The sequence below is a fragment of the Natronobeatus ordinarius genome (assembly GCF_024362485.1).
Lineage (GTDB): Archaea > Halobacteriota > Halobacteria > Halobacteriales > Natrialbaceae > Natronobeatus > Natronobeatus ordinarius.
In genome coordinates, this window is record NZ_CP101456.1 from 3324246 (window position 1) to 3350083 (window position 25838).

Annotated in this window: 24 protein-coding genes and 1 tRNA gene; 15 read left to right on the forward strand and 10 right to left on the reverse strand. The window is 66.6% G+C overall.

What is annotated here, in order from left to right; genetic code table 11:
- Positions 1-70 precede the first annotated feature (70 nt).
- Genes NMQ09_RS16900 through NMQ09_RS16910 form a run of 3 tightly spaced genes read left to right on the forward strand, consistent with a single transcriptional unit; the run spans position 71 to position 1762 of the window.
- Positions 71-226 (forward strand): hypothetical protein, encoded by a 156-nt coding sequence (locus NMQ09_RS16900; protein ID WP_255191754.1) that lies wholly within the window; start codon positions 71-73, stop codon positions 224-226.
- Positions 223-1368 (forward strand): bacterio-opsin activator domain-containing protein, encoded by a 1146-nt coding sequence (locus NMQ09_RS16905; protein ID WP_255191755.1) that lies wholly within the window; start codon positions 223-225, stop codon positions 1366-1368. Before NMQ09_RS16900 ends, NMQ09_RS16905 begins: the two co-directional genes overlap by 4 nt.
- 46 nt (positions 1369-1414) lie before the next feature.
- Positions 1415-1762, forward strand: a complete 348-nt coding sequence (locus NMQ09_RS16910) for a HalOD1 output domain-containing protein (RefSeq protein ID WP_255191756.1) — start codon at positions 1415-1417, stop codon at positions 1760-1762.
- A 14-nt stretch (positions 1763-1776) separates the two neighbouring features.
- Here the strand turns inward: NMQ09_RS16910 and NMQ09_RS16915 are convergent, their stop codons facing one another.
- The gene (locus tag NMQ09_RS16915) at positions 1777-2256 is read right to left on the reverse strand and encodes a DUF309 domain-containing protein (RefSeq protein ID WP_255191757.1); all 480 of its coding nucleotides are present in this window, start codon (positions 2254-2256) and stop codon (positions 1777-1779) included.
- A gap of 982 nt (positions 2257-3238) precedes the next feature.
- On the opposite strand from NMQ09_RS16915, the gene NMQ09_RS16920 reads away from it, so the two are divergent.
- From NMQ09_RS16920 to NMQ09_RS16935, 4 genes are all read left to right on the forward strand, one after another.
- Positions 3239-3321 (forward strand) — tRNA-Leu (locus NMQ09_RS16920).
- A gap of 211 nt (positions 3322-3532) precedes the next feature.
- Positions 3533-7666, forward strand: coding sequence for a thermonuclease family protein (locus NMQ09_RS16925; protein ID WP_255191758.1), 4134 nt, complete (start codon positions 3533-3535; stop codon positions 7664-7666).
- A gap of 155 nt (positions 7667-7821) precedes the next feature.
- Entirely contained in the window at positions 7822-7980 is a 159-nt protein-coding gene (locus NMQ09_RS16930; RefSeq protein ID WP_255191759.1) for a DUF7559 family protein, read from the forward strand.
- 181 nt (positions 7981-8161) lie between these two features.
- On the forward strand, positions 8162-8581 hold the full coding sequence (locus NMQ09_RS16935) for an Hsp20/alpha crystallin family protein (RefSeq protein ID WP_255191760.1): 420 nt from the start codon (positions 8162-8164) through the stop codon (positions 8579-8581).
- An 82-nt stretch (positions 8582-8663) separates the two neighbouring features.
- Here NMQ09_RS16935 and NMQ09_RS16940 read toward each other — a convergent pair whose 3' ends face one another.
- From NMQ09_RS16940 to NMQ09_RS16950, 3 genes are all read right to left on the reverse strand, one after another.
- Positions 8664-9848 carry an NAD(P)/FAD-dependent oxidoreductase gene (locus tag NMQ09_RS16940; RefSeq protein WP_425607270.1) on the reverse strand — a complete coding sequence of 395 codons (1185 nt, stop codon included), beginning with the start codon at positions 9846-9848 and terminating at the stop codon, positions 8664-8666.
- The gene (locus NMQ09_RS16945; RefSeq protein WP_255191762.1) at positions 9848-10612 is read right to left on the reverse strand and encodes a creatininase family protein; all 765 of its coding nucleotides are present in this window, start codon (positions 10610-10612) and stop codon (positions 9848-9850) included. Before NMQ09_RS16945 ends, NMQ09_RS16940 begins: the two co-directional genes overlap by 1 nt.
- Before the next feature lie 102 nt (positions 10613-10714).
- Positions 10715-11497: a DUF7388 family protein gene (locus tag NMQ09_RS16950; RefSeq protein WP_255191763.1), complete on the reverse strand. Its 783-nt coding sequence runs from the start codon at positions 11495-11497 to the stop codon at positions 10715-10717.
- 274 nt (positions 11498-11771) lie between these two features.
- Between NMQ09_RS16950 and NMQ09_RS16955 the strand changes: the two genes are divergently transcribed.
- The 6 genes from NMQ09_RS16955 (at position 11772) to NMQ09_RS16980 (ending at position 18394) form a co-directional block, all read left to right on the forward strand.
- Positions 11772-12461 (forward strand): metal-dependent transcriptional regulator, encoded by a 690-nt coding sequence (locus NMQ09_RS16955; protein ID WP_255191764.1) that lies wholly within the window; start codon positions 11772-11774, stop codon positions 12459-12461.
- Positions 12462-12524: 63 nt separating this feature from the next.
- On the forward strand, positions 12525-13529 hold the full coding sequence (locus NMQ09_RS16960) for a metal ABC transporter substrate-binding protein (RefSeq protein WP_255191765.1): 1005 nt from the start codon (positions 12525-12527) through the stop codon (positions 13527-13529).
- A gap of 66 nt (positions 13530-13595) precedes the next feature.
- A complete protein-coding gene (locus NMQ09_RS16965; protein WP_255191766.1) occupies positions 13596-14348 on the forward strand; it encodes a metal ABC transporter ATP-binding protein in 753 nt (250 codons plus the stop codon).
- A 1-nt stretch (position 14349) separates the two neighbouring features.
- The gene (locus NMQ09_RS16970; protein ID WP_255191767.1) at positions 14350-15315 is read left to right on the forward strand and encodes a metal ABC transporter permease; all 966 of its coding nucleotides are present in this window, start codon (positions 14350-14352) and stop codon (positions 15313-15315) included.
- A gap of 164 nt (positions 15316-15479) precedes the next feature.
- Positions 15480-16256 carry a DUF7260 family protein gene (locus NMQ09_RS16975; RefSeq protein ID WP_255191768.1) on the forward strand — a complete coding sequence of 259 codons (777 nt, stop codon included), beginning with the start codon at positions 15480-15482 and terminating at the stop codon, positions 16254-16256.
- Between the two features lie 107 nt (positions 16257-16363).
- A complete protein-coding gene (locus NMQ09_RS16980; protein ID WP_255191769.1) occupies positions 16364-18394 on the forward strand; it encodes a heavy metal translocating P-type ATPase in 2031 nt (676 codons plus the stop codon).
- Positions 18395-18406: 12 nt separating this feature from the next.
- Here NMQ09_RS16980 and NMQ09_RS16985 read toward each other — a convergent pair whose 3' ends face one another.
- The 4 genes from NMQ09_RS16985 to NMQ09_RS17000 all read right to left on the reverse strand — a co-directional run bounded on the left by NMQ09_RS16985 (position 18407) and on the right by NMQ09_RS17000 (position 21969).
- A complete protein-coding gene (locus NMQ09_RS16985) occupies positions 18407-19993 on the reverse strand; it encodes an HTTM domain-containing protein (RefSeq protein ID WP_255191770.1) in 1587 nt (528 codons plus the stop codon).
- A gap of 656 nt (positions 19994-20649) precedes the next feature.
- Entirely contained in the window at positions 20650-21237 is a 588-nt protein-coding gene (locus NMQ09_RS16990; protein WP_255191771.1) for an NUDIX hydrolase, read from the reverse strand.
- A 4-nt stretch (positions 21238-21241) separates the two neighbouring features.
- Entirely contained in the window at positions 21242-21715 is a 474-nt protein-coding gene (locus NMQ09_RS16995) for a DUF7109 family protein (protein ID WP_255191772.1), read from the reverse strand.
- Between the two features lie 26 nt (positions 21716-21741).
- Entirely contained in the window at positions 21742-21969 is a 228-nt protein-coding gene (locus tag NMQ09_RS17000; RefSeq protein WP_255191773.1) for a hypothetical protein, read from the reverse strand.
- Between the two features lie 106 nt (positions 21970-22075).
- Here NMQ09_RS17000 and NMQ09_RS17005 point away from each other — a divergent pair, with 106 nt between their 5' ends.
- Entirely contained in the window at positions 22076-23041 is a 966-nt protein-coding gene (locus NMQ09_RS17005) for a D-2-hydroxyacid dehydrogenase (RefSeq protein ID WP_255191774.1), read from the forward strand.
- A 23-nt stretch (positions 23042-23064) separates the two neighbouring features.
- On the opposite strand, the gene NMQ09_RS17010 is transcribed toward NMQ09_RS17005, so the two are convergent.
- Positions 23065-24162: a glycosyltransferase family protein gene (locus tag NMQ09_RS17010; protein WP_255191775.1), complete on the reverse strand. Its 1098-nt coding sequence runs from the start codon at positions 24160-24162 to the stop codon at positions 23065-23067.
- A 99-nt stretch (positions 24163-24261) separates the two neighbouring features.
- Entirely contained in the window at positions 24262-25476 is a 1215-nt protein-coding gene (locus tag NMQ09_RS17015) for an MFS transporter (protein ID WP_255191776.1), read from the reverse strand.
- A gap of 116 nt (positions 25477-25592) precedes the next feature.
- Here NMQ09_RS17015 and NMQ09_RS17020 point away from each other — a divergent pair, with 116 nt between their 5' ends.
- Complete coding sequence (locus tag NMQ09_RS17020) at positions 25593-25763, forward strand: HVO_0758 family zinc finger protein (protein WP_255191777.1); 171 nt, start codon at positions 25593-25595, stop codon at positions 25761-25763.
- Positions 25764-25838: the final 75 nt, after the last annotated feature.

Genomic DNA, 25838 nt, shown 5'->3' on the forward strand with positions numbered 1-25838 from the left:
GTTCTCGACGCATCGGGTTCGGGACTGTGACCAGTAGAACACATTTATCTGCTCGAGGCCTGGGGACCGTATGAGCCACCACTCCGTGAGAACGACCAGCTACTGCGGTCGTCGGGCAGTCACGCCACAGCCGGCGCTCGAGCGGTTCGAACACAACGGTAGCGACGAGCGGGTCGACCCCCACCGGAGAGCCCGTCGACACCTCGTCGGCAGGGTGTGGCGATGACGGATCCGTCGCCGTCAGATTCCGAGTCAGAACGGGCGGCCGCCGACTCGCTCGAGGACCCGGGCCCGTCAACCCCGCCCGGCGAGCTCGCCCAGCGCATCTTCGACGTGAGCCCGGTCAGTACGGTCGTCGTCGATTCGACCGGTGCCATCGCCTTCGGGAACGAGCGCGCGGCGGAGACGCTCGGTTACACGAGCGAGGCGCTCACGAGTCGAGCGTGTGGTCCCTCCGAGTGGAAGATCTATTACGACGACGGAACGCCTATTCCCGTCGAGGAGAACCCCGTCACCCGCGTCTTCGAGACGGGCGATCCAGTGTTCGGGTTCGAACACTGGATCGAGCGGCCGGACGGCGCAGAGCGGTGGCTCTCGAGCAACTCCTCGCCCGTGTTCGACGCGGCGGGTGAGCCCGAGTACGTCGTCGTCTCCTTCGAGGACGTGACGGCGCTCAAACGCCGCGAGGAACGGTTGACGAGCGATCAGGTGCGGCTCCTCGAGTTCCGGACCGACCAGTCCGCGGTGCCGCCGTCCCTTCGACTCGACGGCAGCGATACGCGAATCGAGGTCGACTCCGTCGTCTCGCTGCCCGATGGCGGGACCATCCAGTACATGGGAACGGAGGATCTCCCGGCGAGCGACTTCGTCGCAGCCGTCGAGGAGGTTCCCCACTACCAGGAGGCGCGGCTGTTGAGCACGACCGGCGAGTACTGCCGCGTCGAGGCCCACGCGCCGCTGGCGACAGTCTCCGAGGTCTTTCCGTCCCTCGGCGGTCGGGCTCGCTCCGTCATCATCACCCAGGACGAGGTCCGGTTCCTGGGGGAGCTGCCAGGCGACGTCGATCCCCGGCTGGCGGCCGACGGCATCAGACGGTTTCACCCCGAGGTCGAACTGGTCTCCGAGGAGCTCGTCTACTCGCCACACCTGCTGTACGACATCGTCGTCGACGCGCTCACCGACCGGCAGCTGGCCGCCCTCGACGCCGCCTACTTCGGGGGTTACTTCGACACGCCGCGAACCAGCACCGGCGACGAGCTGGCGGCCCGCTTCGGCGTGACGCGACAGACGTTCAACCACCACCTGCGGAAGGCTCAGCAAACGGTCTTCACACACTTGTTCGAGAAGTCCGGTGCGGACGCGCGCTGACTAGTCAGCGTTCCCCCTTAGGCGGGGGAGTACCGTAAGGCATGCTATGTGTACTGAGACGACTCGATCCGATTCCACACCCATCCAGCCGTTCGGCGACGGCGGGAGCTACGATCCCGCCACGGGAACGTACCACGCCACCTTCGACGAGGACGTCGACGCCGACGCCGTCGTCGTCACGATCGTCAGCGCGGTGGCAAGCGCCACCGACCGCGAACTCACCGAGATGCCGCCGCTGTACGGGGCCGTCGACGCCGAGGCACTCACCAGACTCGTCACGTCGTCCCACGAGCAGTCCGTCGAGGTGACGTTCTCGTACGTACGGTGTTGCGTGACCGTCTCGAGTCACGGCGACGTCGTCGTCGAGCCGCCTGACGGCTCTAGCAACCGTTGAAACGAGCACTATAACTACCGCGAGTCGGCGTACGCGTAATCGACGTCGCGGGCCGTCGGACACTCGCCGTCGAGGGGAATCTGCCACCCCTCGAGAACCGAGGGGTCCCTGCGGGCGTTCGTGAGCGTCGTCCGAACGGCGAGGACGTCGACGCCGTAGTAATCGCGAGGAACGCCGTGAAAGTACTGCAACGCGGTTCGAAAGAGCGAGCGCATCCCGTCGTCGTTCTCGAAGTCGAAGTGTTTGTACGCGCCCGCCGCCGTCTGGACCATCCCGTGGCAGAACGTGCTCTCGAGGGTTCCCCGGCCGTAGTTGTACCACTCGGCCTCGAAACAGTCGTGTGACTCGTGGAACGCCCCCGAGTTGTAGAGCCGGACGCCGTGGATCGTCGCCCGCCGGAGCGTCCCGTGTTCCCACCGGCCGGCCGACTCGAGCCAGCCCGTGGGATTTCCGGCGGGCGGCTCGACGGTCGGGTCGTGGGTGTGCTCGTCCATGCACGCAGGTAGGTGCTCGAGGACTACCACTCTTTGGCGCTCGAACGGCAACACTGGTGCTCACCGACCCCCGGACGGAAATAACGCGTGCACGTCGTCAGCTGCCCACGACTGAAGTCGTGGGCTTCCCCCCGCACCGCAACGGCACCGCGCCGCGGGGTGGGGTTTCGGCCCACGCTTCAATGAACGTCGGAGGCGGGTTGTATAGTGGTCCGGCACTGCGCGGGACCACCGCACACCACTTTGATTGGTCGTGGACTCCGGCTCTGACCGTCGCGCCGAAGCGCGACGGTACGAGTGTGGAGCTACGTTCGCCATCCACGTCCCGATCGCTTGTTCCGATTTCTCGGGGGCACGCTGACCGGTGCCCAACCCGGACGGACGCCGTGTCTCGCACTTCCGTGCGGAGGTCGACGAACCGCTTAAGGCTCTTTGGCCGTCCGGTACAGTGGGTCCACACTGGACCTCGCGTCCGCCCCCGGAGAGGACGGACACCCGCCCCACGAAGCGGTTTTCTCGCCGATTCTGTGCCGTCCACGACGAGTGCCTTTGTCGGGCGAGCTTCCCGGCGGAAGGACGTGTTGTCGACCAGCCTGTGGTACGGTGACAGTCCGCAAAAACGTTGCGAAACCGCCCCCAGTGTCGCATTCCTCCCACGGCTAAAGCCGTGGGCTTCCTGCTTGAATCCGGGTGAACGAAGTGGGTTATTCGTAGCCACCGCTCACTTCCGCGGGATGCGTCATCCGTACGGCCGATGCGAGGGATGTGGTGAACGGCTCTACCAGCAACTGTCGGGAGAATACAGCTGCCTGAACTGCGGGACGACGCACCCGAACTCGTACTTCGACGACAGCCCGTCACGAAGCCGAGAGGACACCCCGACGCAGCTCCGACGGTGAGACGGCCGTCCCGGAGCCGACGCCGGTCGGCGGGCGAAAAATCGGACGATTTAACCGTCACAGTTGCGTAGCCTCGGCTGCGTGCGAGGGTAGCCAAGCGGCCAACGGCGGCGGACTCAAGATCCGCTCTCGTAGGAGTTCGTGGGTTCGATTCCCTCCCCTCGCATTGCAGTGAGGCGCACACCGCGCCGAACGAAAATGCGGAAGGTCCTGCAGTAGCGATCTTCCCTCGCAAAGCTTCTGCAGAAGAGCCACCAGTAGTAGGTAGTAGTAACACTTTTATCAGAAAATGATAGTTGACTTCCATGGGGATATTCGACTCCAATGGTAATAGTGGCTTGAGGCGACGATCCTTCTTGACCGCCCTGGGTGCAACCATGGGCGGCCTCGCGGTTGGCTCATCGGCCACTCACGCGGACGACTTCGACAGCGGCGAGACGGGCGTTCCGGTCGTAGACGGCCAGCTCGCTCAGCTGGGATTCTACTCGAGTGCGAGTCAGATCGCCGCCGACGGCGAACGCGAGCTGACGGCCGACGACCACGTGGTGGTGTGGGCCGAGCCCACCGCCGAGAACTTCGAAACGACTGCCGACGGACCTGAAACGGTCGTCTACGAGGATGCGGACATCCCACTCGTCTCCGAGGACGGCCGGGTGGTCGGCTTCGGCTCCGTCGACTTCGTCAGTGACAATCACGGTGGCTTTCGCTTCGGCAACGAACAGTTCCTCGTCAACCTCTTCGATGAGAAACTCGGCGGCGAGGGGACGATTCTCTGGGACGAGGGCCACGGCCAGTTCGGGGGGCTCGCCCTCGAGAACTACGAGTCCTTCCGCCAGTACTGCGCCGATGCGGGCTACACCCTCGAGGCGACGGAGTCGCTGCTCGAGACCGAGATCACGACGCTGACCGTCGATTCGACGGCCAGCCTCGTCGACGTCGACGGCACGGCGCTTACGAACCCCGAATACGTCGTGGTGTGGGCCGAGTCAACCGCAACCAACGTCGATCGGGAGGACGACGACGCCTATCTCTACGGGGACGACGAGGACATCCCGCTGATCGCCAAGGCGGGCCAGGTCGTCGGGTTCGGTGGCGTCGGCTTCATCGCCGACAGCAACTTCGACAACTTTACCGAGGCCAACGAGGCGTTCGTCCTCGAGGTGCTCGCGGACGTCACCGACGGCGAGGGCACCCTGCTCTGGGACGAAGCCCACGACACGTTCTGGGACGCCGACGCCATCAGCGACTTCGCGGCTGCCGTCGAGGACGACGGCTACGACTTCCAGGCCGTCAGCGAGCTGGAGGGGTCCGACTCGCTGGAGGAACTCGAGTTCTTCTCGACGGCGAGTCTGCTCACCGCAGAGTATACCCCGCTGACCGACGAGTCGCTGGTGGCCGTTCACGCCGAGTCGACGGCGACGAACGAAGACGCGGGCGACTCCGGCGGGGCCGGCGAGTCAGGAGGTGACGACGAAGTCACGCTGGCGGTCGATTCCGTGGAGGCGGGGGCGACTGCCGAACACGTCTGGACGCTCGCCGGTGCGGACGTCGACTTCGAGGGAGAGATCGACGAACTCGTGCTCGAGTACCCAGAGAGCGCAGCGTTCGACGGCCTCACGAACGACGACGTGACCGTCGTGTTGACCCGTGAACTCGCCGACGGGGTGGACACGGAGGAAATCAGCGTCAACCAGGGTGCGTACGACGGCTCAAGTGCGACGCTCGATCTGAGCGGCGCCATGACAACGAACATCGTCGGCGAATCCACCGTCACCATCGAGGGGCTCACGAACCCCGACAGCGAGGACTTCACGGCGACGATCACGCTCACCGGCGACGACGAGGTTACCCTCGAGGCCGTGGTCGGGGCGGGTGGAGCCGGAAGCGGCGACTTCGTTCCCTACCCGGACGACGTCGACATCCCGCTGGTGGCCGTCGACGGCGGCGCCGTGGGGATCGGGGCCGAACTCGCACCGGACGCGAGTGACGTCGACGACAATCGGGCGTTCCTCGTGAACGCCTGGGCCGACCGACTCGGCGGAACCGGGAGTGTCCTGTACGACGAGGGCCACGGCCAGGAACTCGCCCTCGAGGACTACAGCCAGCTCGAGTCCCTGGCGACCAGCCGCGGCTTCGACGTCGAGGCGACCACGGACCTCGAGGACGACCTCGCAGACGCCGACCTCCTGATGGTCACCACGCCCGCCGAGTCGTTCTCGGGGGACGAACTGACAGCCCTCGCGGCGTTCGTCGACGACGGCGGGGCCCTTTTCCTGCACGACGAGGCGAACTTCGAGGGTGACGGGACAGAGGAACTGAACGAGATCGCCGCCGCCCTCGAGCTGGCGTTCCGGTTCAACGCCGATCAGGTGGTCGACGACGAACACAGCGGTTTCGCCCCGTTCGTCCCCCGTACGAGCGCGTTCAACACCGATTTCGACTTCTTCGGGGATGGCGACACCCTCGAGAACGCGGCCGTCTTCGTGACCGCCTCGCCCGCACAAGCGTTCAGCGACGCCGAACGCACCGCGCTCGAGGAGTTCGTCGCCGACGGCGGCGCCGTCTTCCTCTTCGACGAGTCCGAGTTCGCCAACGAGGAGACCGACAACCTGAACGCCATCGCCGAGGCCCTCGACGTCCCGTTCCGGTTCAACGCCGACCAGGTCGAAGACGCCGAGAACAATGCGGGGGTGGAGTACGTGCCGACGACCGGAAACTTCAACGAGGGCTTCGAGTACTTTGGGGAGGTCGACGGTCCGACGCTCAGCGACGGCGATGGACTGGTCGTGATGACACCCGAGCAGTCGTTCTCGAACGCGGAGTTGAACGCCCTCGCGGCGTTCGTCGACGACGGCGGCGCGCTGTTCATCTTCGACCAGTCGGACTTCGGCGGCCAGGGGAACGAGGCCGTCGGCTTCGACGAAACGGAGAACCTGAACGAAATCGCCGACGCCCTCGAGCTGGCGTTCCGGTTCAACGCAGATCAGGTGAACGACGAGGAAAACTTCAACATCACGACGGGGAATTTCAACGACGACTTCGCGTACTTCGACGAACGCGAGCAGTCTATCGCCATCCCGTTCGAACAGGGCGGTGCGTATTACGGTCGGGTCGTTCGAGTGTTCGACGGAGACACCTTCGAGGTCGAGTTCGACAGCGAGTACGACTACCGGGACGTGATCCGCCACATCGGTATCGACACGGCCGAGACAGCGCCAGCGACGAACGATCCCGAGGAGTGGTTCGGGATCGAGGACCTCGATCACCTCGACACCTGGGGATCGAAGGCGACTGACTTCTCACTCGACGTCATGGCCCCCGGAGCCGACGCCGGCGAGCCGAACGTCGAAGGGCGGCGGGTCAAGATGACGTTCGACCCCGTCGAGCCCAAGCGCGGCAACTACGGCCGCCTGCTGATGTACATGCACTACGATCCCGACGACTTCGACGCCGATCCTGGGGCGGACTTTGCGGTGAACTACAACCGTGAAACCATCGAAAAGGGGTACGCTCGCATCTACTCCTCGGGTTTCTCCAAACACGACGAGTGGGCCGAACTCGAGGAAGCCGCCCTCGAAGCGGGCACCGGCGTCTGGAGTGCAGCCGACTTCGACGCCCTCGAGAAAATTCGCAACGAGCCCGTCGAGAAACTGTTCGTTCCCGAGGCCCGAAGCATCCACAGCCGTCGAGGTCGCCGCGGCGGACGTCTCGGGGCCGACCGCGTCCCCGTCTACGCGGGGGAGACGGCCGAGCAGGTACGCGAAGAGGGGGCCGTGGCGTACGACGACGCTCCCCTGGTCGCCGTGGACGATCGGAAGAACCTCGCGCTCGTCGGCGGGCTCATGATCCACGAACGGTACGAGAAAGCAGCGGGGTTCGTCGACACGACGGACTACGGCAACTTCCCGTTCCTCGCGAATCTCATCGACTCTCTGTCGACGACCGAAGGCGACGTGTTCATCGCCGGCGGCCAGGGGCAGTTCAACGCACCCGGCTCGATCTCCCTCGAGCGCTGTCAGTACTTCCTGCGATACCTCGAGGGACTCGGCACCCGCCTCCGGCAGGTCAACGACCTCGAGGACACCCTCGCGGCCGAGGACGAACCGCCGCGGGCGGTGATCATCACGGCACCCGAGCGTGAACTCGGCATCGGCGAGGTCATTGCCCTCCGGCAGTTCCGCAACGACGGCGGTGCGGTGATCCTCATGGGTAGCGCCGAGGCGACGACCGAGGACGTAGCGAACCTGAACGAACTCGCTCAGGGGCTGAACTCCGATCTCCGGTTCAACCACGATCGAATCGTCGACCCAGCGGCGAATCTGAACGACGATCCGGGGATCCTCGAGACCGACGTCTTCACCGACGGATTCGACCTGTTCGACGCCGCGGACCTCGAAGCCGAGACCGAAGACGACGGTCGTTCGGGCCGGGGTAATGCGGGGGACAACGGCCGTGGTCGCGGTCACAGGAACGCCAACGTCCGTCAGGGGTTCGGGGCGACCGGTCGGTGAGCGTCCGCCGACGCGAGCAGTGATACGGGCTGGTTGCCTCCGGTGCCGGTCGGCCACTATCTGATACCGAGGTGATCTCCCACACTCGTTCTGGGCAACCAGCCGAACCATCGCCGACCCGTGCGTTCATGAGCGTGCCGTCAGTAGAGATGGCTATGCCCGCGACGCTCGAGATCGTCTGCACCGACGACGACTGCACGCTCGATATGTTCGAGCTGCACTACACGTACGACATGCCCGAGGAGACGACCGTCGCCGACTTCACGTGTCCGTACTGTGGCGGAGCCGACTGCCTCGAACCGGTCGAACTGTAGCAGACTGGGGTCCACGGCGGTGCTTGCGAGTCGGCGACCACACCCGGAAATCGTCTGACGTTTATTTTATCGTGACCAAAACCAATATGAATGGGAGCCACATAGAGTGCCCTGAGAGTATGACGCTACGTATCCCGCGACACGTTACGCCCTCCCAATCGGCCACTGGAGGTGAGCGCCAGTGACGTTCAGCGACCTCGGCTCGGCGCTCGGAAACACGCTCTACCGGGGGATCGGCCGCGCGAGCAGCCAGGTGCAGGAGATTCGATCTCTCTCGGTCGACCTCCTCGAGGACGACGAGTCGTATCTCGTCGTCTTCGACGCGCCGGGGGCGGAGAAAGAAGACGTCCAGGTGAGATACCTCGACGGCTCGGTGCGGATTCGGATCGATCGGTTCCGAACGTATCACGACGGATTCGAAATGCGGTTTCCGGGCCGTGGGATGGCCCTCGACGGCGAAGCCGAGTTACCGGACGACGCGATCGTCGATCCGGACGCCGGGACGGCACGGTTGACCGAGCACGGAACCTTGCACGTCGAGATTCCGAAAGAAGAGTCCGGTCCCGGGGCCGAAGCGGACGCGATCGAGATCGAAGACTGATACCGATGGTTGGAGTCTCTTCCCGGTGATCGCCCCACCGGGACGGCGATCACCGGTAACCAGTTCCAACCAGCAGTATAATTCACAGCCGCTCGTCGAGGCGCATTCCTTCTCGAATTTCGAACGCCTCGTCGCCGGAAAACCGCGTCGGGTCGAAGGTGTCGATTCCGTCTCCGCCGAGCACCTGCGCAGCGATCCGGTCGCCGATCGCCGGCGCGCGCATGAAGCCGTGGCCCTGGAAGCCGGTCGCGACGTAGAGCCCCTCAGCGAGTTCGCCGACTAACGGGTTCCCGTCCGGCGTCGCCGTACAGAGGCCAGCCCACGCCGAAGCGACCTCGAGATCGAGCCCTGGAAGCCGGTGTTCGACGCGGGCGGCGAGCCCGTCGGCGAAGTCGGGGTTCGCCTCGCGTTCGTACTCGTCGGGGTCGACCTCGCGTTCTTCGGTCCCGTTGCCCGCGAGCAGTCCCTCGGGGTGGGGTCGGACGTAGAAGTCGGCGCTCGCGTCCCAGCACATCGGCTCCGGATACGCGGCTGCGGCGACGAGCGCCTGTACCCGGTAGGGTTTCATCGAGATCGGGACGCCTGCGGCCGCACACAGCTGTTTCGAGTGTGCGCCCGCGGCGACGAGCACGGCGTCGACCTCGCGTTCGTCCGTGCTACCCTCGACGACGACCCGCGGCGGATCGGTCCGCACCGCGACCGGCGTGTGCGTCTCGAGGGTCGCCCCGGCGCCCGTCGCCGCGGCGGCGAGACACGCCGTGTACCGGGCGGGGTCGGTGTAGCCGGCCGCACCAGCAATGCCCGCGACCGCGACGTCGTCGGTCCGAAGGGCTGGAAACCGCTCGCCGAGGTCGTCGGCGTCCATCTCGAGGGCGACCACGCCGTTGTCCTGCATCCGCGAGACGGCCTCGCGGACCGCGTCGGCGCGCTCGTCGTCGCCCTCGCGGGCGAGCCAGACGTAGGGACACTCGACGAACGGGAACGTGTCGTCGCCCGACAGCGCGCGGAAGCGTTCGATCGCGTCGCCGGCGAGCTCGGCGTCGAGCCGGTCGGCGTAGGCGTCGTAACAGACGCCCGCGGCCCGACCGCTCGAGGCGCTCGCGACGGGGCCCCGATCGTAGAGCGTCACGTCGGCGCCCTGCCGGGCGAGGTCGTAGGCCGCCGTCGCGCCGACGGCCCCCGCGCCGACGACGGCGACCTCGAGGCCGGCACCGGGCTGGTGGAAGGCGTCGGCGCCGACGGCGAGTTCGGGCTCGGATTCGTCCATCATGTGTGATCGTGTGGCCAGCAGTCGGCGAGCGGACGGGCGGCGAGCCAGTCGAGCAGGGCGTGGAGTTCGTCGCGGGCGGCCGCGAACAGCTGCTCGCCCTTCTCGGGTTCGGCGTCGGTGGGTTTTCCGACCGCGCCGCTCTCCGTGAAGTCGATCGTGTCGAAGCCGACCGACGCGCCGTGGACCGACTCGCCCCAGCCCGCGCTCGCGCCCGCCTCGGCGGCCTCGAGTTCGTCGGGGCGAACGAGGTCCTCGCGCACGTGCCAGAGGAGGCTCGTCTCGGCGGCGTCGGCGTGGCCGCCTTCCTCGTCGAATAGCTCGTCAGAACGGTCGCCGACGGTCTCCCACCAGTTCCAGTACGGGGCGAAGGCGATCCGTTCGTCCCGGAGCGATCGGGCGACCCGACCCAGGGCGCCCGAGTTGCCGCCGTGGCCGTTGACGACCACGACTTTTCGAAGGTCGTGTTCGGCCAGACTCGAGATCGTCTCCGCGACGAAGCGCTCGAACGTCTCTGCACCGACGTAGAGGGTGCCGTCGAACTGCCGGTGGTGGACGCTCACTCCGACAGGGATCGTCGGGAGGACGACCACGTCGTCGCGGTCGGCCGCGGTGTGGGCGAACGCCTCGGCGGCCATGTGGTCCATCCCCAGCGGGAGGGCGGGTCCGTGCTGTTCGGTGCTGCCGACCGGCAGGACGGCGACCTCGGCCGACTCGAGGGTCGCCGCGGCCGTCGTCGTGGTGTGTTCTGCGAGCAACGTCATGGGGGCACGTGCGAGCGGGGGGCACTTACCTGTGGCTGATTCGGAACGCCGGACGGCGCGAGGATGGTGTCGACGGCTGACGGGCTCGAGGTCCGGTCGCGATCACTCGAGGACGGCCTCGAGTCCCCGTGCGGGGTAGCCGACGACGGTCGTCGCGCCGGCGTCCCTGAGCGCCTCGACCTGCTCGCGGACCTCGCGTTCGGTGCCGACGAGTGCGTAGTCGCTCGCGGCGGCGAGGAGGACCTCCCGGGCGCGGCCCGTCGCGCTCGCGTCCGTCGACGCGTCGTCGGGAAGCGCCTTCGCGACGGGTCGGCGACGGGAGACGTACGCGCCCACGGCGTCGAGGACGGCGTCCTCCTCGTCGGTGAGGACGGTCGGTGCGTAGACGGCGACGTCGCCGTCGAAGCCGGCCGCCCGGAGCGCCCGAAGCTCTCGGGCGGTTCGCCGCGAGAGGAGATCGTACTGCGTGGCGCCCGTCGCCATCGCGATTCGCTCGACGCTCTCGGTGCCGACCCACGCGTCGGGGTCGGTCTCGAGGGCGGCCCCGAGCCGTGGGGCGACCGACCGCCGCCGCTCTTCCTCGGTGAGGTAGGCGGGGTGGCCGGCCACGAGGACCCGGCCGACGCCCTCGGGGAGGGCCTCGAGCAACGAGTCGTCGCCCAGGGGGTCGAAGCCGTCGGCGCGGACGGGCGTCGTCACCAGGACCGTCGACTCGGCGGCGAGCCGTCGTAACGTCCGGGCGTCGGGGAGGTGTTCGCGTCCCTCGTAGTCGATCGCGATCGTATCGACCGGGACGGTAGCGGCACTCGAGACGTCACACTCAGCGGGTTTGACGGCGATGGCGTCCAGTCCGGCCCGGGAGAGGGCGCAGGTGCTGGTCAGCATCGTCGATCACCTCGCGCAACGAAGAAGCATCTAGAATCGACGCGGAACTCGATCCATCGTCTGTGCGACCATGTACTACGCACCTGAGCGAGGCGCAGGGAAAAAGGTGACGTTCAGGGCGAGTGGTGCGAGCGGACGACGACCGGGCCAGCGTGGGCGCCTGGCTTCGGTCAACAGTGGCCCCCGCCGTCACCCAATGCCTAATTTAGAGTGGGCTAATGTAGAGATTCATCTCGGCAAATTTATTACGTCCGTTGGGTCAGCTAGTAACCAGATGGCCCTCAGTCCAGTCGCGGAGGACTACCTGAAAGCGATTTATCGGCTCGAGGAGCAGTATTCGCGACCGGTCCGAACCGTGGAGATCGCCGACGCCGTCGGGGTGACCTCGCCGTCGGTGACGAGTATGGTCGAAACGCTCGACGAGCGTGGACTCGTGGCGTCCACCCCCTACAAGGGCGTCGAGTTGACCGAAGCGGGTGAGGCAGTCGTGCTGAACCTCGTCAGGAAACACCGCCTGCTGGAGACGTTCCTGGTGGAGTGTCTCGAGGTTCCCTGGACCGACGTTCACCGGGAAGCCGACCGACTCGAGCACCACCTCAGCGACGAGTTGGCCCGGCGACTCGAGGTGTTTCTCGGCGGGCCAGCGACGGACCCCCACGGCGATCCGATCCCCGACGCGGCGTTGACCGTTCCGGACGACCGCTCGTACACCCCGCTGACCGAGTACGACGTCGGCGAGAGCGTCGTCGTCGACCGGGTTCCGCACCGCGACCGCGACGTCCGTGAACACCTGTTCGAGAACGGAATCGAGCTAGGGGTGGAACTGTCCCTCGAGGCGGTGACGCCGGTCGGGATCGTCGACGTCGTCCCCACCGACTCCGATCGTCCCGTCTCCCTGCCCACGCAGCTCGCACGACGGATCGGCGCTCGAGCGACGCTACAGCAGGAGACGGACAGGATTTAGATTAGGCTAAACTATAAATTAGGTCCAACAAACTCAAGTAGGGTGCTCGTGAACGAGGAACTGATGAGATCCGACCCATCTAACGGAAACGGCTCACGTCTCGTCTCGCGGCGGAACTTCACTGCGGTCACTGCGGGCGCACTCACCGTTGGGCTCGCTGGCTGTTTCGGGGACGACCCACAGGACGACGAGGGAGACGGAACCGGCGACGCCACCGACGGAGACGCGGAGTTCACCGTCTTCGCATCGATGCCCGCCGTCTGGGATTTCGTCCGACAGACCGCAGGCGAACACATGGAGGCGATCGATCTGGTTCCGGTCGGCGAACACGGCCACGACTGGACGCCCAGACCCGGGATCGTCCAGGAGATCGACGAAGGCGACGGCTTCGTCTACCTGCGGGACTTCGCGTCCTGGCAGGACGACGCCGCCGACCAGCTCGAAGAACGCGACGACGTCGTCGTAATCGAGGCCTCAGAGGGGATCGACTTCTTCGACAGTCCGGCGGAGGACAACGACGAGCACTGGTGGATGGACCCCGTCGAGTGCCAGCACGGCGTCGAAAACATTGCCGACGGCCTCGCCGAGATCGACCCCGACAACGCCGACGATTACGAGGCAAACGCCGCGGCGTTCAACGAGGAACTCGAGGCACTCAACGACGACATCCACGAGGTCGTCGACCGGGCGGAACTCGAGGACGTCGTCGTCGCCACCCACGACTCCTTCCAGTGGTGGAACCGTCGCTACGGCATCAACGTCCACTCGCCGGTCGGCACCTCGCCCGACGACGCGGCGTCGCCGGGTGACGTCGAGGCGATCGAGGAGCTCATCGAGGAGATCGGCATCGAACACGTCCTCTACGACGTCGGCGAACCCGCACCGCTCGCGGAGTCGCTCGCGGACGAAGTTGACGCGGAGATCCTGCCACTCTCGCCGATCGAAACCCAGATCGACGGCAGTCCGGAGGTCGACCCGACCGTCGAGATGGAAGCGGACTGGGGGTACGTCGACCACTTCCGGGAGATTAACCTGCCCACGCTCGAGACGGCGCTCAGAGCGGAATAGAATTAGCCTAATCGAAACATTTGGATAGTGGGGCAAATACACCATTCTAACCAAACCAATACTCGTATGACTCACGCAATCACTGTCGAAAACGTCCACTTCGCCTACGACGAGCAGCCGGTGTTGAGAGACGTCTCGCTGGCGGTCGAAGAAGGGGAGTTCATGGGACTGATCGGGCCGAACGGCTCGGGCAAGACGACGCTGCTCAAGATCATGCTCGGCCTGCAGACACCCGATACCGGCCGCGTCGAACTGTTCGGGACGCCGTCGACGGCGTTCTCGGAGGGGACCCGGCTCGGGTACGTCTCACAGCAGTCGACCGAGGCCGAGACGATGATGCCGGTCACCGTCCGGGAGGTCGTGACGATGGGCCGGTACCCTCACGCCGGGATTCGGCGACTGACCGACGAGGACCGCGAGATCGTCGACGACGCACTCGAGGAAGTCGGGGTCGCCGACCTCGCCGACCGGCGGATCAACCGCTTATCGGGTGGCCAGCGACAGCGGGCCTACATCGCCCGGGCGCTCGCCTCCGAGGCCGACCTGCTGGCACTGGACGAGCCGACCGTCGGCGTCGACGCCCACTCGGTCGAGGCGTTCTACGAGTTGCTCGAGGAGCTCAACGACGACGGCATCACGATCGTCCTCATCGAGCACGACCTCGGCCGCATCACCGAGCACGCCGACACGATCGCCTGTCTCGACGGGGAGCTGTACGAACACAGCGCGACCGAACGGTTCCTCGAGGGCGACACCTTGGATCGGGTGTTCAGCGCGACTCGAGCGGTCGGAACCGCGGCGAGCGCCGGTGGGGACTGAGATGGCCGTCGGAACGAACACCTCGAGACGACAGCTCTCCGCGCTCGCCCTCGGCATCCCGCTCGGCTTGCTCGCGTTCGCTGGCTTCATCGTCTGGGTGTTCCCACCCCTGTTCGAGCGGTTCTGGGGGACGGCGTGTTCGGCGACCGACACGTGGTTGATCTGTAGTGGGTTCCTCCAGCGGGGGTTCACCGCTGGCGTCCTCATCGGGATCACCGCGCCGATCGTCGGCACCTACCTCGTCAACCGGCAGATGGCGCTGATCGGCGAGGCGCTCGCACACACGGCCTTCGGCGGCGTCGCGATCGGGCTGTTCGTCGGCGCGGCCGTGCCGCGGTTCGACTATCCGCTCCTGTTCGCCCTCGTCGCCGCGGCCGTCGCCGCGCTGGGAATGCAGTACATCGCTGTCAAGACCGACGGCTACGCCGACGTCCCGATCGCGATCATGCTCACCGGCGGGTTCGCCGTCGGGATCGCCGTGATCTCCTACGGCGTGGTGTTCAGCGCGACCGTCGAGAGCTACCTGTTCGGGGACATTTTGTTCGTCCCCTTCGAGAACGTCCAGCTCATGGTCGCGCTGACGATGCTCGTCCTCGGGACCGTCGCGCTCACGCACAAACAGCTCCTGCTCATCACCTTCGACCGCGAGGCCGCACGGCTCGCCCGGGTCAACGTCTGGTTCTACGATACGCTGTTGATCGTGCTGACGGCGCTGGTCGTCGTCGCGGCGATGCAGATCCTCGGCGCGATCCTCGTCGCCGGGATGCTCGTCATCCCCGTCGCCGCGGCCATGCAACTCACCACGAGTTTCAACCGCGGACTCGTCCTGTCGGTACTGCTCGGCCAGGTCGCCATCTTCGGCGGCATCTTCCTCTCGTACTACTGGAACGTCGCGACCGGGGCGATGATCATCATCGTCGCGATCGTCGTCTACCTCTGGTCCGTGATCGGCAAGCCGCTCTGGTAGCGCTCGAGCCGTCTCACCACCTACGACACACGCACGAACACCACAATGACCACTCACGACCGTTCCGACCGATTGCCGACGACGACGCGCCGACGGCAGTCCGAACGCAGCGAAACGGGACCGTACCGACGACGCGAGACGTGTCGTCCCCGGGAGGGTCGACCGTGACCGTGGAGTCGTGGCTCCCGGCGGCTATCGAGTGCGTCGAAGCCGAACAGGACCACGTCGAGGGCAAACTGGCCGCGATAGCGCGGTTCGAAGACGGCATCGAGGACCTCGAGCCCGTCCGGGAGCCGACCGCGAGAGCGCACGCGACCGACGGTGGCGTGTCGACGATCCCTCATCGACGGTCCGAGCGCGAGGACCGCTGTCACCAGGTCCGGACGCTCTTTGCCGACACGGTTCGCCCCTACAGCATCGAGGACGTCGACGGCTCCGAGCCGCTGCTGGCGACGATCCGCGCGGAGCTCGGTGACGAGATTGCTGCCGTACTCGCCCCGTCGACTGACGGCCGATTCACTGCTCCTGTAAAGCGGGCGATACACTCGGCGACGCGACGGCGACGCGGGGAACTCGAGACCGTGGACCGTGCACTGGCCCGGGAGCGCGAGTCACTCGAGGCGGCGGCGACCGAACTCGAGCGGGTCGCGAAGATGATTTCGTCGATGGACCGGACCTCGCTGCTGGAGCTGGGATTCGACGAGCTCTCAGAGCGACACGAGACGTTGGAAACGCACCGTGATCGGTGTCGCCGGCTCTGGCAGGACCGTCAAGAGGAACTGCACCGACGGACGGGTCGACTGTCCGGTCACGAACTCGTCGGGTTCCTGTACAGCGACCTCTCGGTCTCCTATCCGGTGTTGGCGACGGCCACTGCACTCTATCGGTGCTGTCTCGACGGCCAGCGCGCCGTTCGCGGGCAACTCGTCCGACGCGTCTGAGAACGACCGGCGCCGTCGTTTCGGAACGCCTAAGAACTATTTAGGCCATCCTAAAAGATTTGTTCTAATTGGCAATACTTATTCCGGATGAGAACACACGTACGCACATGCAACAGCCCTCGAGTCCCGAGCAGGCCGACGAAGTGCTCGGGACACCAGCGGATCGGCCGGAGCCTCGCAGGGACGCCGACCGGGAGGGGTCAGACGTCGGCGCAGACTCGTCGCTCCTGCGTCGACAGATGGCGTTCGTCGCGCTCACGTTCGTCGGGATGGTCGGCGGGCCGATCGCCGGCTGGCTCGAGGCGCCGTCGACGGTCGTCTGGGGCTTTTACGCCGTGGCGTACGCCTTCGGCGGCTGGTACGGCCTCAAGGAGTCCATCGCGGCGCTCAGGGAGCCGGCGGTGGAGATCGACCTGCTGATGATCCTCGCGGCGACTGGCGCGCTCCTGATCGGCGCGCCGTTCGAGGGGGCGATGCTCCTGTTTCTGTTCTCGCTCTCGAACGTGCTCGAGGGGTACGCCCTCGGGCGCTCGCGGCGGGCGGTCGAGTCGCTCGTCGAGATGCGCCCGGAGTCCGCCCGACTGCTCCGGGACGACGGGACCGTCACCGTTCCCGTCGAGGACGTCGAGATCGGCGACGTGTTCGTCGTCCGGCCCGGTGACCGGCTCCCACTGGACGGCGTCGTGCAGTCCGGCGAGAGCACGGTCGATCAGTCCTCGCTGACCGGCGAGTCCGTCCCGGTGCCGAAAGCACCCGGCGAGGAGGTCTACGGCGGGACGATCAACGAAACCGGCAGCCTCGAGGTCCGGGTGACCCGCGAGGCTCACGACTCCGCAATCTCTCGACTCGTCGAGCTGGTCGAGAAAGCCCAGCGCGAACGGGCGCCGACCCAGCGGCTGATCGACCGCCTCGAGCAGCCGTACGTGCTCGGGGTGTTCGCGGTGACGGGGCTCGCAATTACGCTCCCGCTGGTGTTCGAGCAGCCGTTCGAGCCCACGTTCTATCGCGCGATGACGCTCATGGTCGCGATGTCGCCGTGTGCGGTCATCATCTCGACGCCGGCGGCGGTGCTGTCGGCGATCACCGCCGGGGCCCGTCAGGGCGTCCTCTTCAAAGGTGGCGAACACATCGAGACCGCGGCGACGGTCGACGCCGTCGCCCTCGACAAGACCGGCACGCTCACCGAGGGCAACACCCGGCTGACCGACGCCGTGGTTCGAACCGGCGCGAGCGTGGCTGGCGAGTCGCTCACCGAGGATCGCCTGCTCGCGCTCGCGGCCGCGGTCCAGTCGCGGTCGGAACACCACCTGGCCGAGGCGACCGTCGAGGCGGCCGACGAACGGTCGCTCGAGCTCCCCGACTCGAGTGGCTTCGAGGCCGTCGTCGGCAAAGGCGTCCGCGCGACGGTCGACGGACGAACGATCCACATCGGCAACCTCCGGTACGTCGACACCGAACTGGCCGAGGCGTCGATCGAGGGGCTCGAGGACGGGAGAGAGGCGGTCCGCTCGCTCGAGACGGCGGGGAAGACGAGCGTGCTCGTCGTCCGCGAGGCGAGGGACGGACTCGAGGTACTGGGCTGGCTCGCGTTCACCGACACGATTCGGGAGGACGCCGCGGAGACGATTTCCCGCCTGCGCGAACTCGGCGTCGAGCAGATCGTCATGCTGACGGGCGACAACGAGCGGGTGGCCCGTTCCATCGCCGACGAGCTCGGCATCGACGAGGTGTACGCCGAGTTGCTTCCCGAGCAGAAAGTCGACCACGTGAAGCGACTCGAGGAGCGCCACGAGGCGGTGGCGATGGTCGGCGACGGCGTCAACGACGCACCCGCACTCGCGACGGCGACCGTCAGCGTCGGGATGGGCGGGGCGGGCACCGACGTGGCGCTCGAGACCGCAGACGTCGTGCTCATGTCCGACGACCTCGGCCGGCTGCCGTACGTGCTCGCGCTCGGTCGCAAGACCCAGCGGACCCTCTACACGAACTTCTCGATCGCGTTCGGCGCGATCGTGATCATGGTCGCGGCGATCCTCACGGCGGGCATCCCGCTCCCGCTCGCCGTGATCGGCCACGAGGGGTCGACCGTCCTCGTCTCGCTGATCGGGCTGCGGTTGATCGGCTTCAAGGACGCGTAACCGGCCACGGGCTCACGTGTCGCAGGTGTGTCTGTAGAAGTGTTCGGTCTCGCGCTCACGCTCGTCCGGCTCGTTGATCGTCTCCATCGTGATCCTCTCGGTGACCTCGAACATACTGATGTGTGAGAGCGCTACGCCGTCGTCCTCGTAGGTGGTACAGATGTGTTCCCCGAGGTTCGCGGGCAACTCGTCGTTCGACCCCGACCGCCTGATGCTGTTCATGAAAAAGCGCTCGCGGTAGGTGTCGTGTTGGGTCTGGAGCTCGTTGCCGGGTCGCTCCCAGGTGAACGCCCGGTCGTTGAAGACGTCGAGGCGTTCCCCGTCGGTCGTCCGCGCACCGAAGACGTAGTATCGGTCGGTCGTACGCGGGTGCGGGGCGAAAACGCTCCACTCCGGCTGGACGATACCGAGGCTGTCGGCGGCCACGTGGACGTACTCGCCCCCGGGAGCCTCCGCCACCTCGTGGTTGAGTCGATGCTGGTCGTAGCCGCCGTCGGCGACGACCGCTCCGGCGTTCAGGACGAAGACCGCGACGGTCACGGCGAGTCCGGCGACGACGAGCGCGAGCGCCGCGTTCGCGACGCCGGCTTTCACGGCTGCGTAGCGGTCGGGGACGAACTGGACGGCCGGCAACGGCCGGGCGAACCCCCGCAGGCGATCCCGGGGAACGACCCCGTCGGGATCGACGTCGAAGCGCTGACAGACACGGCGGCCGTCCCGCCAGAACGCCGTTGGAATGAACAACGCGAGGCCGGCAATCGCGACGTAGGCGAACGCGCCGATCCGAACCGTCAGCGCAAACGAGAGGTGGCCGCCGACGAAAAGCACGAGGAGCGGAACCCGGAGCCGACCACGGAGGAATATGAGCAGCCACGCTCCCAACAGCATGTAGAACCAGAGCATCCCGCCGTAGGTCAAAAGCGTCGGGAACTCCCGGAGGACGTCCCCGAGCAGGAAGGTCATCTCGTCGATACCGAACACGAGCGGCGCGGCCTCCCCACTTTTCCACAGCGCGGATTCGCTCTTGTGAACCCCATTGAGGACGTACATGAACACCATCTGGCCGAGCGCGAGGGCTGTGGCAACCCCGACGACGGACCGACGTGGAGACCGATCGCGGTGAACCGCGTCGACCGACCACCGTTCGCCCAGCGGGAGGAAGATGGCCCAGAAGAACAACAGCCGAAAGAGGGTATCGGCGTAACTGAGCACGAACGGGTTGTGGTGATCGAGCGAGACGACGAACAGAAACGAGACGACCGTCATCGCTCGAGTCCGGTAGCCGACGATCAGCGCCAGCGCAAACAGCACCTGCAGTCCCATGAGCGCGGCGATGAGCGTCGAATCGCTCGTGAGGTAGTAGACCGAGACGGCGTACTCGGCGGTGTACTCCCGGGCGAGTTCCTGGGGAACGAGACCGCCGTCGGTGTAGTAAAACGAGAAGTTCCGAGCCCGGAGGAACACGTCGGCGACGACGAGCGCGCCAAGGAAGATTCGAAACACGGCGAGCGACCGCGTGTCGACGCGGAAACAGCCCAGCAGATACTCGCGGAGACGGACGACGAGTCGGACGAGAGACGAACGGACCCTACGGTTCACGGTTGATTCCCGGCACGCGTCACCGAGCAGTCTTGACTAGTAATCTCCTCATGGTGTTTAATACCGTGTCGGTTTCGGGAGCCCCCGTTCGTCGTCACTCGAGCAGTTCACGTCGACGCGCACACCACGACGCGCCTCGATCCGGTCAGTTCGGTGGGCGCGAGTACGGCACGAATTAGACAGGCCTAAAATATAGATTAGGTTAGAAAAATTCATGTGCTCGGTTCTCGTCGTTTCATTTGCGTCCCGGGTCGACCGGGACGTCGCACCGACTCACGTTCCGGTGGTGTGTGGAACGTCGAAGCAATGCCAGGTGAATGAGTTCCCGGCTGTCGATTTGGAAGTTCGTGAGGTGGCGCTTCACTTCACCATCCAGCCGGTAACCGTGCCAACTGACCCTAGAAGGGCGGTCCGATCGCTCGAGCGTTCCGTCGTGCCACGTCCGCGGTCGGACCGATTTTCCACTCGAGACCGATTCGACGTCGCTCAGTACCCTCCCAACCGTCGACTGATGAGCGAAACCGATTGTGTTCAGCTGGTTTCGCTCATCAATTCAGGCTTGGGAAGCCACTCAGTACTCCGTCAAGCGTCGACTGCAGGGTCGAACCACCCTTCGGCGACGGATTCGACCCTGCAGATCAGGCTTGACAAAGCACTCAGTACCGCGAGCCGTCGACGCGAACCGGCGGCTCGAAACCCGTCGTCAGCTCGAGCAACTGTACCAGAATTCGGCCCGTCGCCCCCCAGACGGTGTAGCCGTCGACGTGGAAGTAGTGGACGACGATGTCTCCGTAGTAGGGGTGGTCTCGGCGTTCGTACTCGTAATTTTCCGGGTCGAGGAGGCCCGACAACGGGAGCAGCGCGATCTCGGCCACCTCGCGCTCGTCGGGGTCGTACGCCCGGTCGGGAATCCGGGCGACGAAGGGCGTGACAGCGTACTCGGTCACCGTCCGGATGTCGTCGAGCTGGCCGACCACGTCCGCCTCGGCTGGCTCGAGGCCGATCTCCTCGTTGGCCTCCCGCAGGGCGGTGTCGAGGATCGTCCCGTCGGTCGGCTCGGTGCCGCCGCCGGGGAAGCTCATCTGTCCCGGGTGGTCACCGAGGTGGTCGGCTCGCTTGGTGAACAGCAGGTGGTGCTCGCCGTCGCGCTCGACGACGGGCGCGACGACGGCCGCGTCGTAGCGCTGATCGTCGATCTCGTTGGGGTCGTGGCTGGCGACCGGATCGAGGTCCATCCGCGTCATCGGCTCACTCGAGTCCTCCGTCGAGTCGCTCGCGATCGGTCGTACAGTCGATCGGGGCCCACGCCTCGAGGTCGTAGCTGACGTCGAGGAGGTCGGCCAGCCGGTCGTCGTCGCCGTCTGCGAGCGCGTCGTCGACCGCCCGGACGAACCGCTCGTGGGCCTGTTCTCCGAGGGCCTCGCGGTCGAGTCGCCGTGGCTCGAGGTCGAGGATGTGCGGGAGGTCCGTCGCGTGCTCGGGCACCGTGGGGAACGCCGTCGGGCCGACGACCAGCAACGCCCTCTCCTCGGCTGTCGGCAACTCGTAACACACGAGCGCGAACGACTCGAGCGCGCCCTCGATCGTTTCCTCGAGGTCCTCGTCGACCGACCCACCGTCGGCCCGAAAGGCGACCTCCTCGAGGGCGCGCTCGAGTTCGTCGCGGGTCAACCCGCCGAAGAGGTCGACCACGCCGGCGAGTTCGTCGGCGGTCGCGTTCATGCGGTTGACAACGCAGGGCGGTCAGATTAGTCTTGTGCGCCGAGCGCTTCGATCTCGAGGTGGCGGGCGAGCAGTGTCGATCGTCGGTGATCGCTTCCGGCGAAGCGAGCCGCGTTGCGGTGGAGCGCGAACTCGATCCCGCATTCGCCCTGACCACTGACCGCCGGGCGCGCCTCGAGCGTGACGTGCTCGAGCGGCCGGACGCACGGACTCGTCTCGCGCGAATGGCGGAGACTCGGACTGGCTCGGGACATCGATCTACCGACGTGCGAAAGCGCTCCTCGAGGAGTGGCCAGGTGCTGGAGCCGAGGTGCTCCAACCTGGTTTAAGTCTCCCTCGAGCGTCGTGCGAAACGTGTACATGGACGAGACGCCACGGGCCGTGGTCCACCACTCCGCCTACGGAACCCACTGGATGAGCGCAGCCGAACTTCGAGCAGCGATCGTGGAGGCGAACCCGGACGTCGATGTCGTCGTTTCACGGACGGCGACGGAGACGGCCGAGCTCCTCCCGGACGCCGATATCGCGCTGACGTCGTACCTCGAGCCGTCGACGCTCGAGCGGGCGACCTCGCTGCGGTGGGTGCAGGCGCTGAGCGCCGGCGTCGACCAGTTGCCGCTCGAGCAGCTCCGCGAGCGCGAGATCGTGCTCACGAACGCGGCGGGCGTCCACGCTCAGCCGATCGCCGAGCAGGTGCTGGGATACCTGCTCGCGTTCGAACGTCGCCTCGATACGGCGTTCGAGCGCAAGGAGCGGGGCGTCTGGGAACGGTTCACCGGCGGCGAGCTGGCCGGGAAAACGCTCGGGATCGTCGGCCTCGGGGCGATCGGCACCCGGGTCGCGGAGATCGCCGCCGCCGTTGGGATGGACGTCGTCGCCACCAAGCGAGACCCCGACGTCGACCTCGACGCGGTCGATCGAGTGTACGGACCGGACGGGCTCACGGACGTACTCCTCGAGTCGAAGTACGTCCTGCTCGCCTGCCCGTTGACCGACGAGACCGAGGGCCTGATCGGCCGCGAGGAACTCGGCGTGATGAACGACGACGCCGTTCTGATCAACGTGGCCCGCGGACCGGTCGTCGACGAGGACGCGCTGGTCGAGGCGCTCCAGCAGCGCGCCATCCGGGGCGCTGCTCTCGACGTCTTCGAGACCGAGCCGTTACCGGCCGACTCGACGCTGTGGGAGCTCTCGAACGTCATCGTCACGCCGCACAACGCCGGCTCCTCACCGATGCTGGCCCGGCGGACCGCCGACGTCTTCTGCGAGAATTACGACGCCTTCGTCGACGGCGCACCCGGGCGGATGCGAAACCGGCTGTTCTGAAAGGCGAGCGTCGAACGGGTCGGTCAGCCGTCGACCCAGGGCGTCGCCGCCGCCACGACCGCCTCGGGCGAAAACGGCGCGTCCGTCCACGGCGGGAGCCGTCGGTCGGGGCCCGGCGGCTCGAGCGAGGCGGCGTAGCGGTCGACCTGCTCGCGTTCGGCCGCGGCGTCGTACGCGAGGCCGTTGAACGCCGCGTCGGCCCGGTACTGGTCGACGAGCCGCCGCCCCGCCTCACGGTAGCGATCGGGAAGCGTCCCGTAGTCGGGGTCGACGCCGCGTTCCTCGAGCGTCCGTAGCAGGGCGCCAGCCACCTCGCGGCTCATCCCCTCGAGGCCGGTCTCTCCGGCGACCGCGCGGTGGTCGTGTTCGTGGCGGCCGAGATCGACCTGTGCGGTTCCCGAAAACCCGGCGTGATCGAAGGCGTCGCCCAGGGTAGCGACCTCGAGCCCCCACGAGCGAGGCGGGCGAAGCTCTCGGACGAGGTCGGCCGTGGCGGCGAACTCCCCCGCCAGCGCGTACCGGAACGACGCGAGGTAGTCGACGATCGCCTCGTCGTGGGCGTCCGACAGCGTGCGGAGGAGGGGGGCGTAGAACAGCCGGAAGAGCCGGCCGTAGAGGCGGCCGTTCTCGACGCGGGCGTAGTACCCCTTCGAGAACGCGAATCCCTGCTCGAGCGGTGCGAGCAGGCGGGCAACGTGGTCGGCCGCGTAGCTGCGGGCGTCGGCGTCGTGGACGACGATCTGATCGCAGGCGTCAGCGGCCGGCCCGAACGCGAGCCAGACGTCGTGGCCCTTCCCGAAGCCGTTCGCGAGTCCCGCCTCGACCAAGAGGTCCTCGACGCCGGGGGCGTTACACCAGAGGACGCTGGCGGAGAGCGAGAAGGACTCGAGCCACTCGCGAAACGGCTCGATCCGTCCGGGCGCGGCGCGGACGGGGACGAAGACGTCGGCGGGGTCGGCCCGCTCGAGTTCGGTGAGGACGCGCTCGGCCGCGAGGCTCCCGTGTTCGCGGTCGGTCATCGGGACGACGACGGCGGCGTCGCTCGTCGACGCATCCTCGGCGGTCGGCGTCGAGTCGGACAGGTCGTGGAGCGTCGTGAGCCGCTCCTGGACGTACTCCATCAGTCGGTCCTTCGGCCGGACGGGTAAAACGACCACGGCTCCGGCGAACCGGTCCGCCGGCGGGCGACGTCGGCAGCCGCCGGTCGAACGCCGACGCGATCAGCCGTTCACGCCGGCCGGAAGCCGCCCGAGCCGCGAGAGCCCCACGAGAACGAGGAGGATGGCGACGAGGCCGACGGCGAACGCCTGGAAGACGGCGTCGAAGCCGATGCCGACGTCGACGAGACCGCCGACGATCGCGCTGCCGGTCGCCTGGATCGGCATCATCGTCCCGCTGAAGAAGGTGTAGGCGCTCGCGCGGTTTTCGTCGGGCAACGACGCGAGCAGGTAGGTGTCGACCGTCGGAAAGAGGCTGTGGATGACGTAGCCGATGAGCAGCGAGACGACGACGACGGCGGCGAGTGACTCGACGTACGTCAGGACGAGCAGGCAGGCGACGAAGCTGCCGAGGATCGAGAACAGGAGGGGTGCGAACGCCACGCGATCGGCGAGCCAGCCGGCGACGAAAAAGGCCGGGACGCCCGCGGCGAACAGCACCGTCAGGACCGTCCGCGCGAGCCCCTCGCTGAACCCCTTCGTCTCGACGAGGTAGGTGACGTAGAAGTTGAACAGGCCGTTCCAGACGAGGCCCGTGAAGCCGACGATGAGGACCCCTGTCGCGATCAGCGGCCACTGGCGACGCAATGCCTCGAGCAGCTGTCGATCACCCCGCCCCGCCGTCGGCATCGTCGCCCGCCGCGAGGAGAGGAACAACGCGGCCGACGAGAGCAACGCTGCGACCGAGATCGTGAGGAAGACGACGCGCCAGGCCGAAATCGGCCACTCCACGAGGAAGTACGCCCCCACCATCAGCGGCGCGACCACCGCCGCGACCTGGCTCGCGGTGCCGTGGATGCCGATCGCCCGCCCGACTCGCATCGGGAACAGTTCGCTGACGAGCGGACTCGCCGAGACGTAGTACATTCCGCTGGCGACGCCCATGAGAAACGCGCCGACGTAGAGCGCCTCGAGCGTCTGTGCGGTGGCGGCGAACGCCGACGAGCCCGCGAGGACGAGTCCCGTCGTGAGGACGATCCAGTGACGCGGAAACTTCGTCAGGAGGTAACCAGTCGGAAATCGCAGCGACGCGCTGCCGATCCAGGCGAGGGTGGCGAGCAACCCGACCGCACCCGCGCTCGCGTCGAACGTCGTCCGGAACGGCTCGAGCAACGGCGCGTAGATCACCCGCCCAAGGTTGACGAGAAAGACCATCACACACAGCGACCCGAAGACGGCGGTTCGACCGGTCGTCCGCCTGGCCGCCGTCTGGTTCATGGACTGGCTCTGGCAGGGATCGATTTTAACGCATCGAACCGATCACCAGTCGTTCAGCTGTGCTGACAGTCAACGAACCCAGACCTTTTTCTCCTCTAGCTTCGTACGACGTGATCATGAAATCAGTCCGGAAGGCACTTCGGAAGGGCGAACTCGTCAAGGACACCTACCAGCGAGTCTGCTGTGCGGAGTGTGACAAGCCGCTGAAAACGGAGAACGATCCGGACGAGATCACGACGCTTCGGATCTGTCCGGACTGCGGCATGGAGTGGAAAGAGCTCCGGTAGCAGGTGGACGCGACCTGAGAGACGTCCGGTTGTCTCGGGCAGTCCCACCGTGAGAATCGAGCCGACTACTATCGG

Coding starts and splice junctions, on each gene's coding strand:
- NMQ09_RS16990 (WP_255191771.1), bottom strand. CDS start 21,237: ATGACGCGGATGGACCTCGATCCGGTCGCCAGCCACGACCCCAACGAG.
- NMQ09_RS17010 (WP_255191775.1), bottom strand. CDS start 24,162: ATGGAGTACGTCCAGGAGCGGCTCACGACGCTCCACGACCTGTCCGAC.
- NMQ09_RS16995 (WP_255191772.1), bottom strand. CDS start 21,715: ATGAACGCGACCGCCGACGAACTCGCCGGCGTGGTCGACCTCTTCGGC.
- NMQ09_RS16965 (WP_255191766.1), top strand. CDS start 13,596: ATGACTCACGCAATCACTGTCGAAAACGTCCACTTCGCCTACGACGAG.
- NMQ09_RS17000 (WP_255191773.1), bottom strand. CDS start 21,969: ATGTCCCGAGCCAGTCCGAGTCTCCGCCATTCGCGCGAGACGAGTCCG.
- NMQ09_RS16950 (WP_255191763.1), bottom strand. CDS start 11,497: ATGCTGACCAGCACCTGCGCCCTCTCCCGGGCCGGACTGGACGCCATC.
- NMQ09_RS16915 (WP_255191757.1), bottom strand. CDS start 2,256: ATGGACGAGCACACCCACGACCCGACCGTCGAGCCGCCCGCCGGAAAT.
- NMQ09_RS16900 (WP_255191754.1), top strand. CDS start 71: ATGAGCCACCACTCCGTGAGAACGACCAGCTACTGCGGTCGTCGGGCA.
- NMQ09_RS16940 (WP_425607270.1), bottom strand. CDS start 9,848: ATGGACGAATCCGAGCCCGAACTCGCCGTCGGCGCCGACGCCTTCCAC.
- NMQ09_RS16970 (WP_255191767.1), top strand. CDS start 14,350: ATGGCCGTCGGAACGAACACCTCGAGACGACAGCTCTCCGCGCTCGCC.
- NMQ09_RS16930 (WP_255191759.1), top strand. CDS start 7,822: ATGCCCGCGACGCTCGAGATCGTCTGCACCGACGACGACTGCACGCTC.
- NMQ09_RS17015 (WP_255191776.1), bottom strand. CDS start 25,476: ATGAACCAGACGGCGGCCAGGCGGACGACCGGTCGAACCGCCGTCTTC.
- NMQ09_RS16960 (WP_255191765.1), top strand. CDS start 12,525: ATGAGATCCGACCCATCTAACGGAAACGGCTCACGTCTCGTCTCGCGG.
- NMQ09_RS16955 (WP_255191764.1), top strand. CDS start 11,772: ATGGCCCTCAGTCCAGTCGCGGAGGACTACCTGAAAGCGATTTATCGG.
- NMQ09_RS17020 (WP_255191777.1), top strand. CDS start 25,593: ATGAAATCAGTCCGGAAGGCACTTCGGAAGGGCGAACTCGTCAAGGAC.
- NMQ09_RS17005 (WP_255191774.1), top strand. CDS start 22,076: ATGGACGAGACGCCACGGGCCGTGGTCCACCACTCCGCCTACGGAACC.
- NMQ09_RS16905 (WP_255191755.1), top strand. CDS start 223: ATGACGGATCCGTCGCCGTCAGATTCCGAGTCAGAACGGGCGGCCGCC.
- NMQ09_RS16925 (WP_255191758.1), top strand. CDS start 3,533: ATGGGCGGCCTCGCGGTTGGCTCATCGGCCACTCACGCGGACGACTTC.
- NMQ09_RS16910 (WP_255191756.1), top strand. CDS start 1,415: ATGTGTACTGAGACGACTCGATCCGATTCCACACCCATCCAGCCGTTC.
- NMQ09_RS16980 (WP_255191769.1), top strand. CDS start 16,364: ATGCAACAGCCCTCGAGTCCCGAGCAGGCCGACGAAGTGCTCGGGACA.
- NMQ09_RS16945 (WP_255191762.1), bottom strand. CDS start 10,612: ATGACGTTGCTCGCAGAACACACCACGACGACGGCCGCGGCGACCCTC.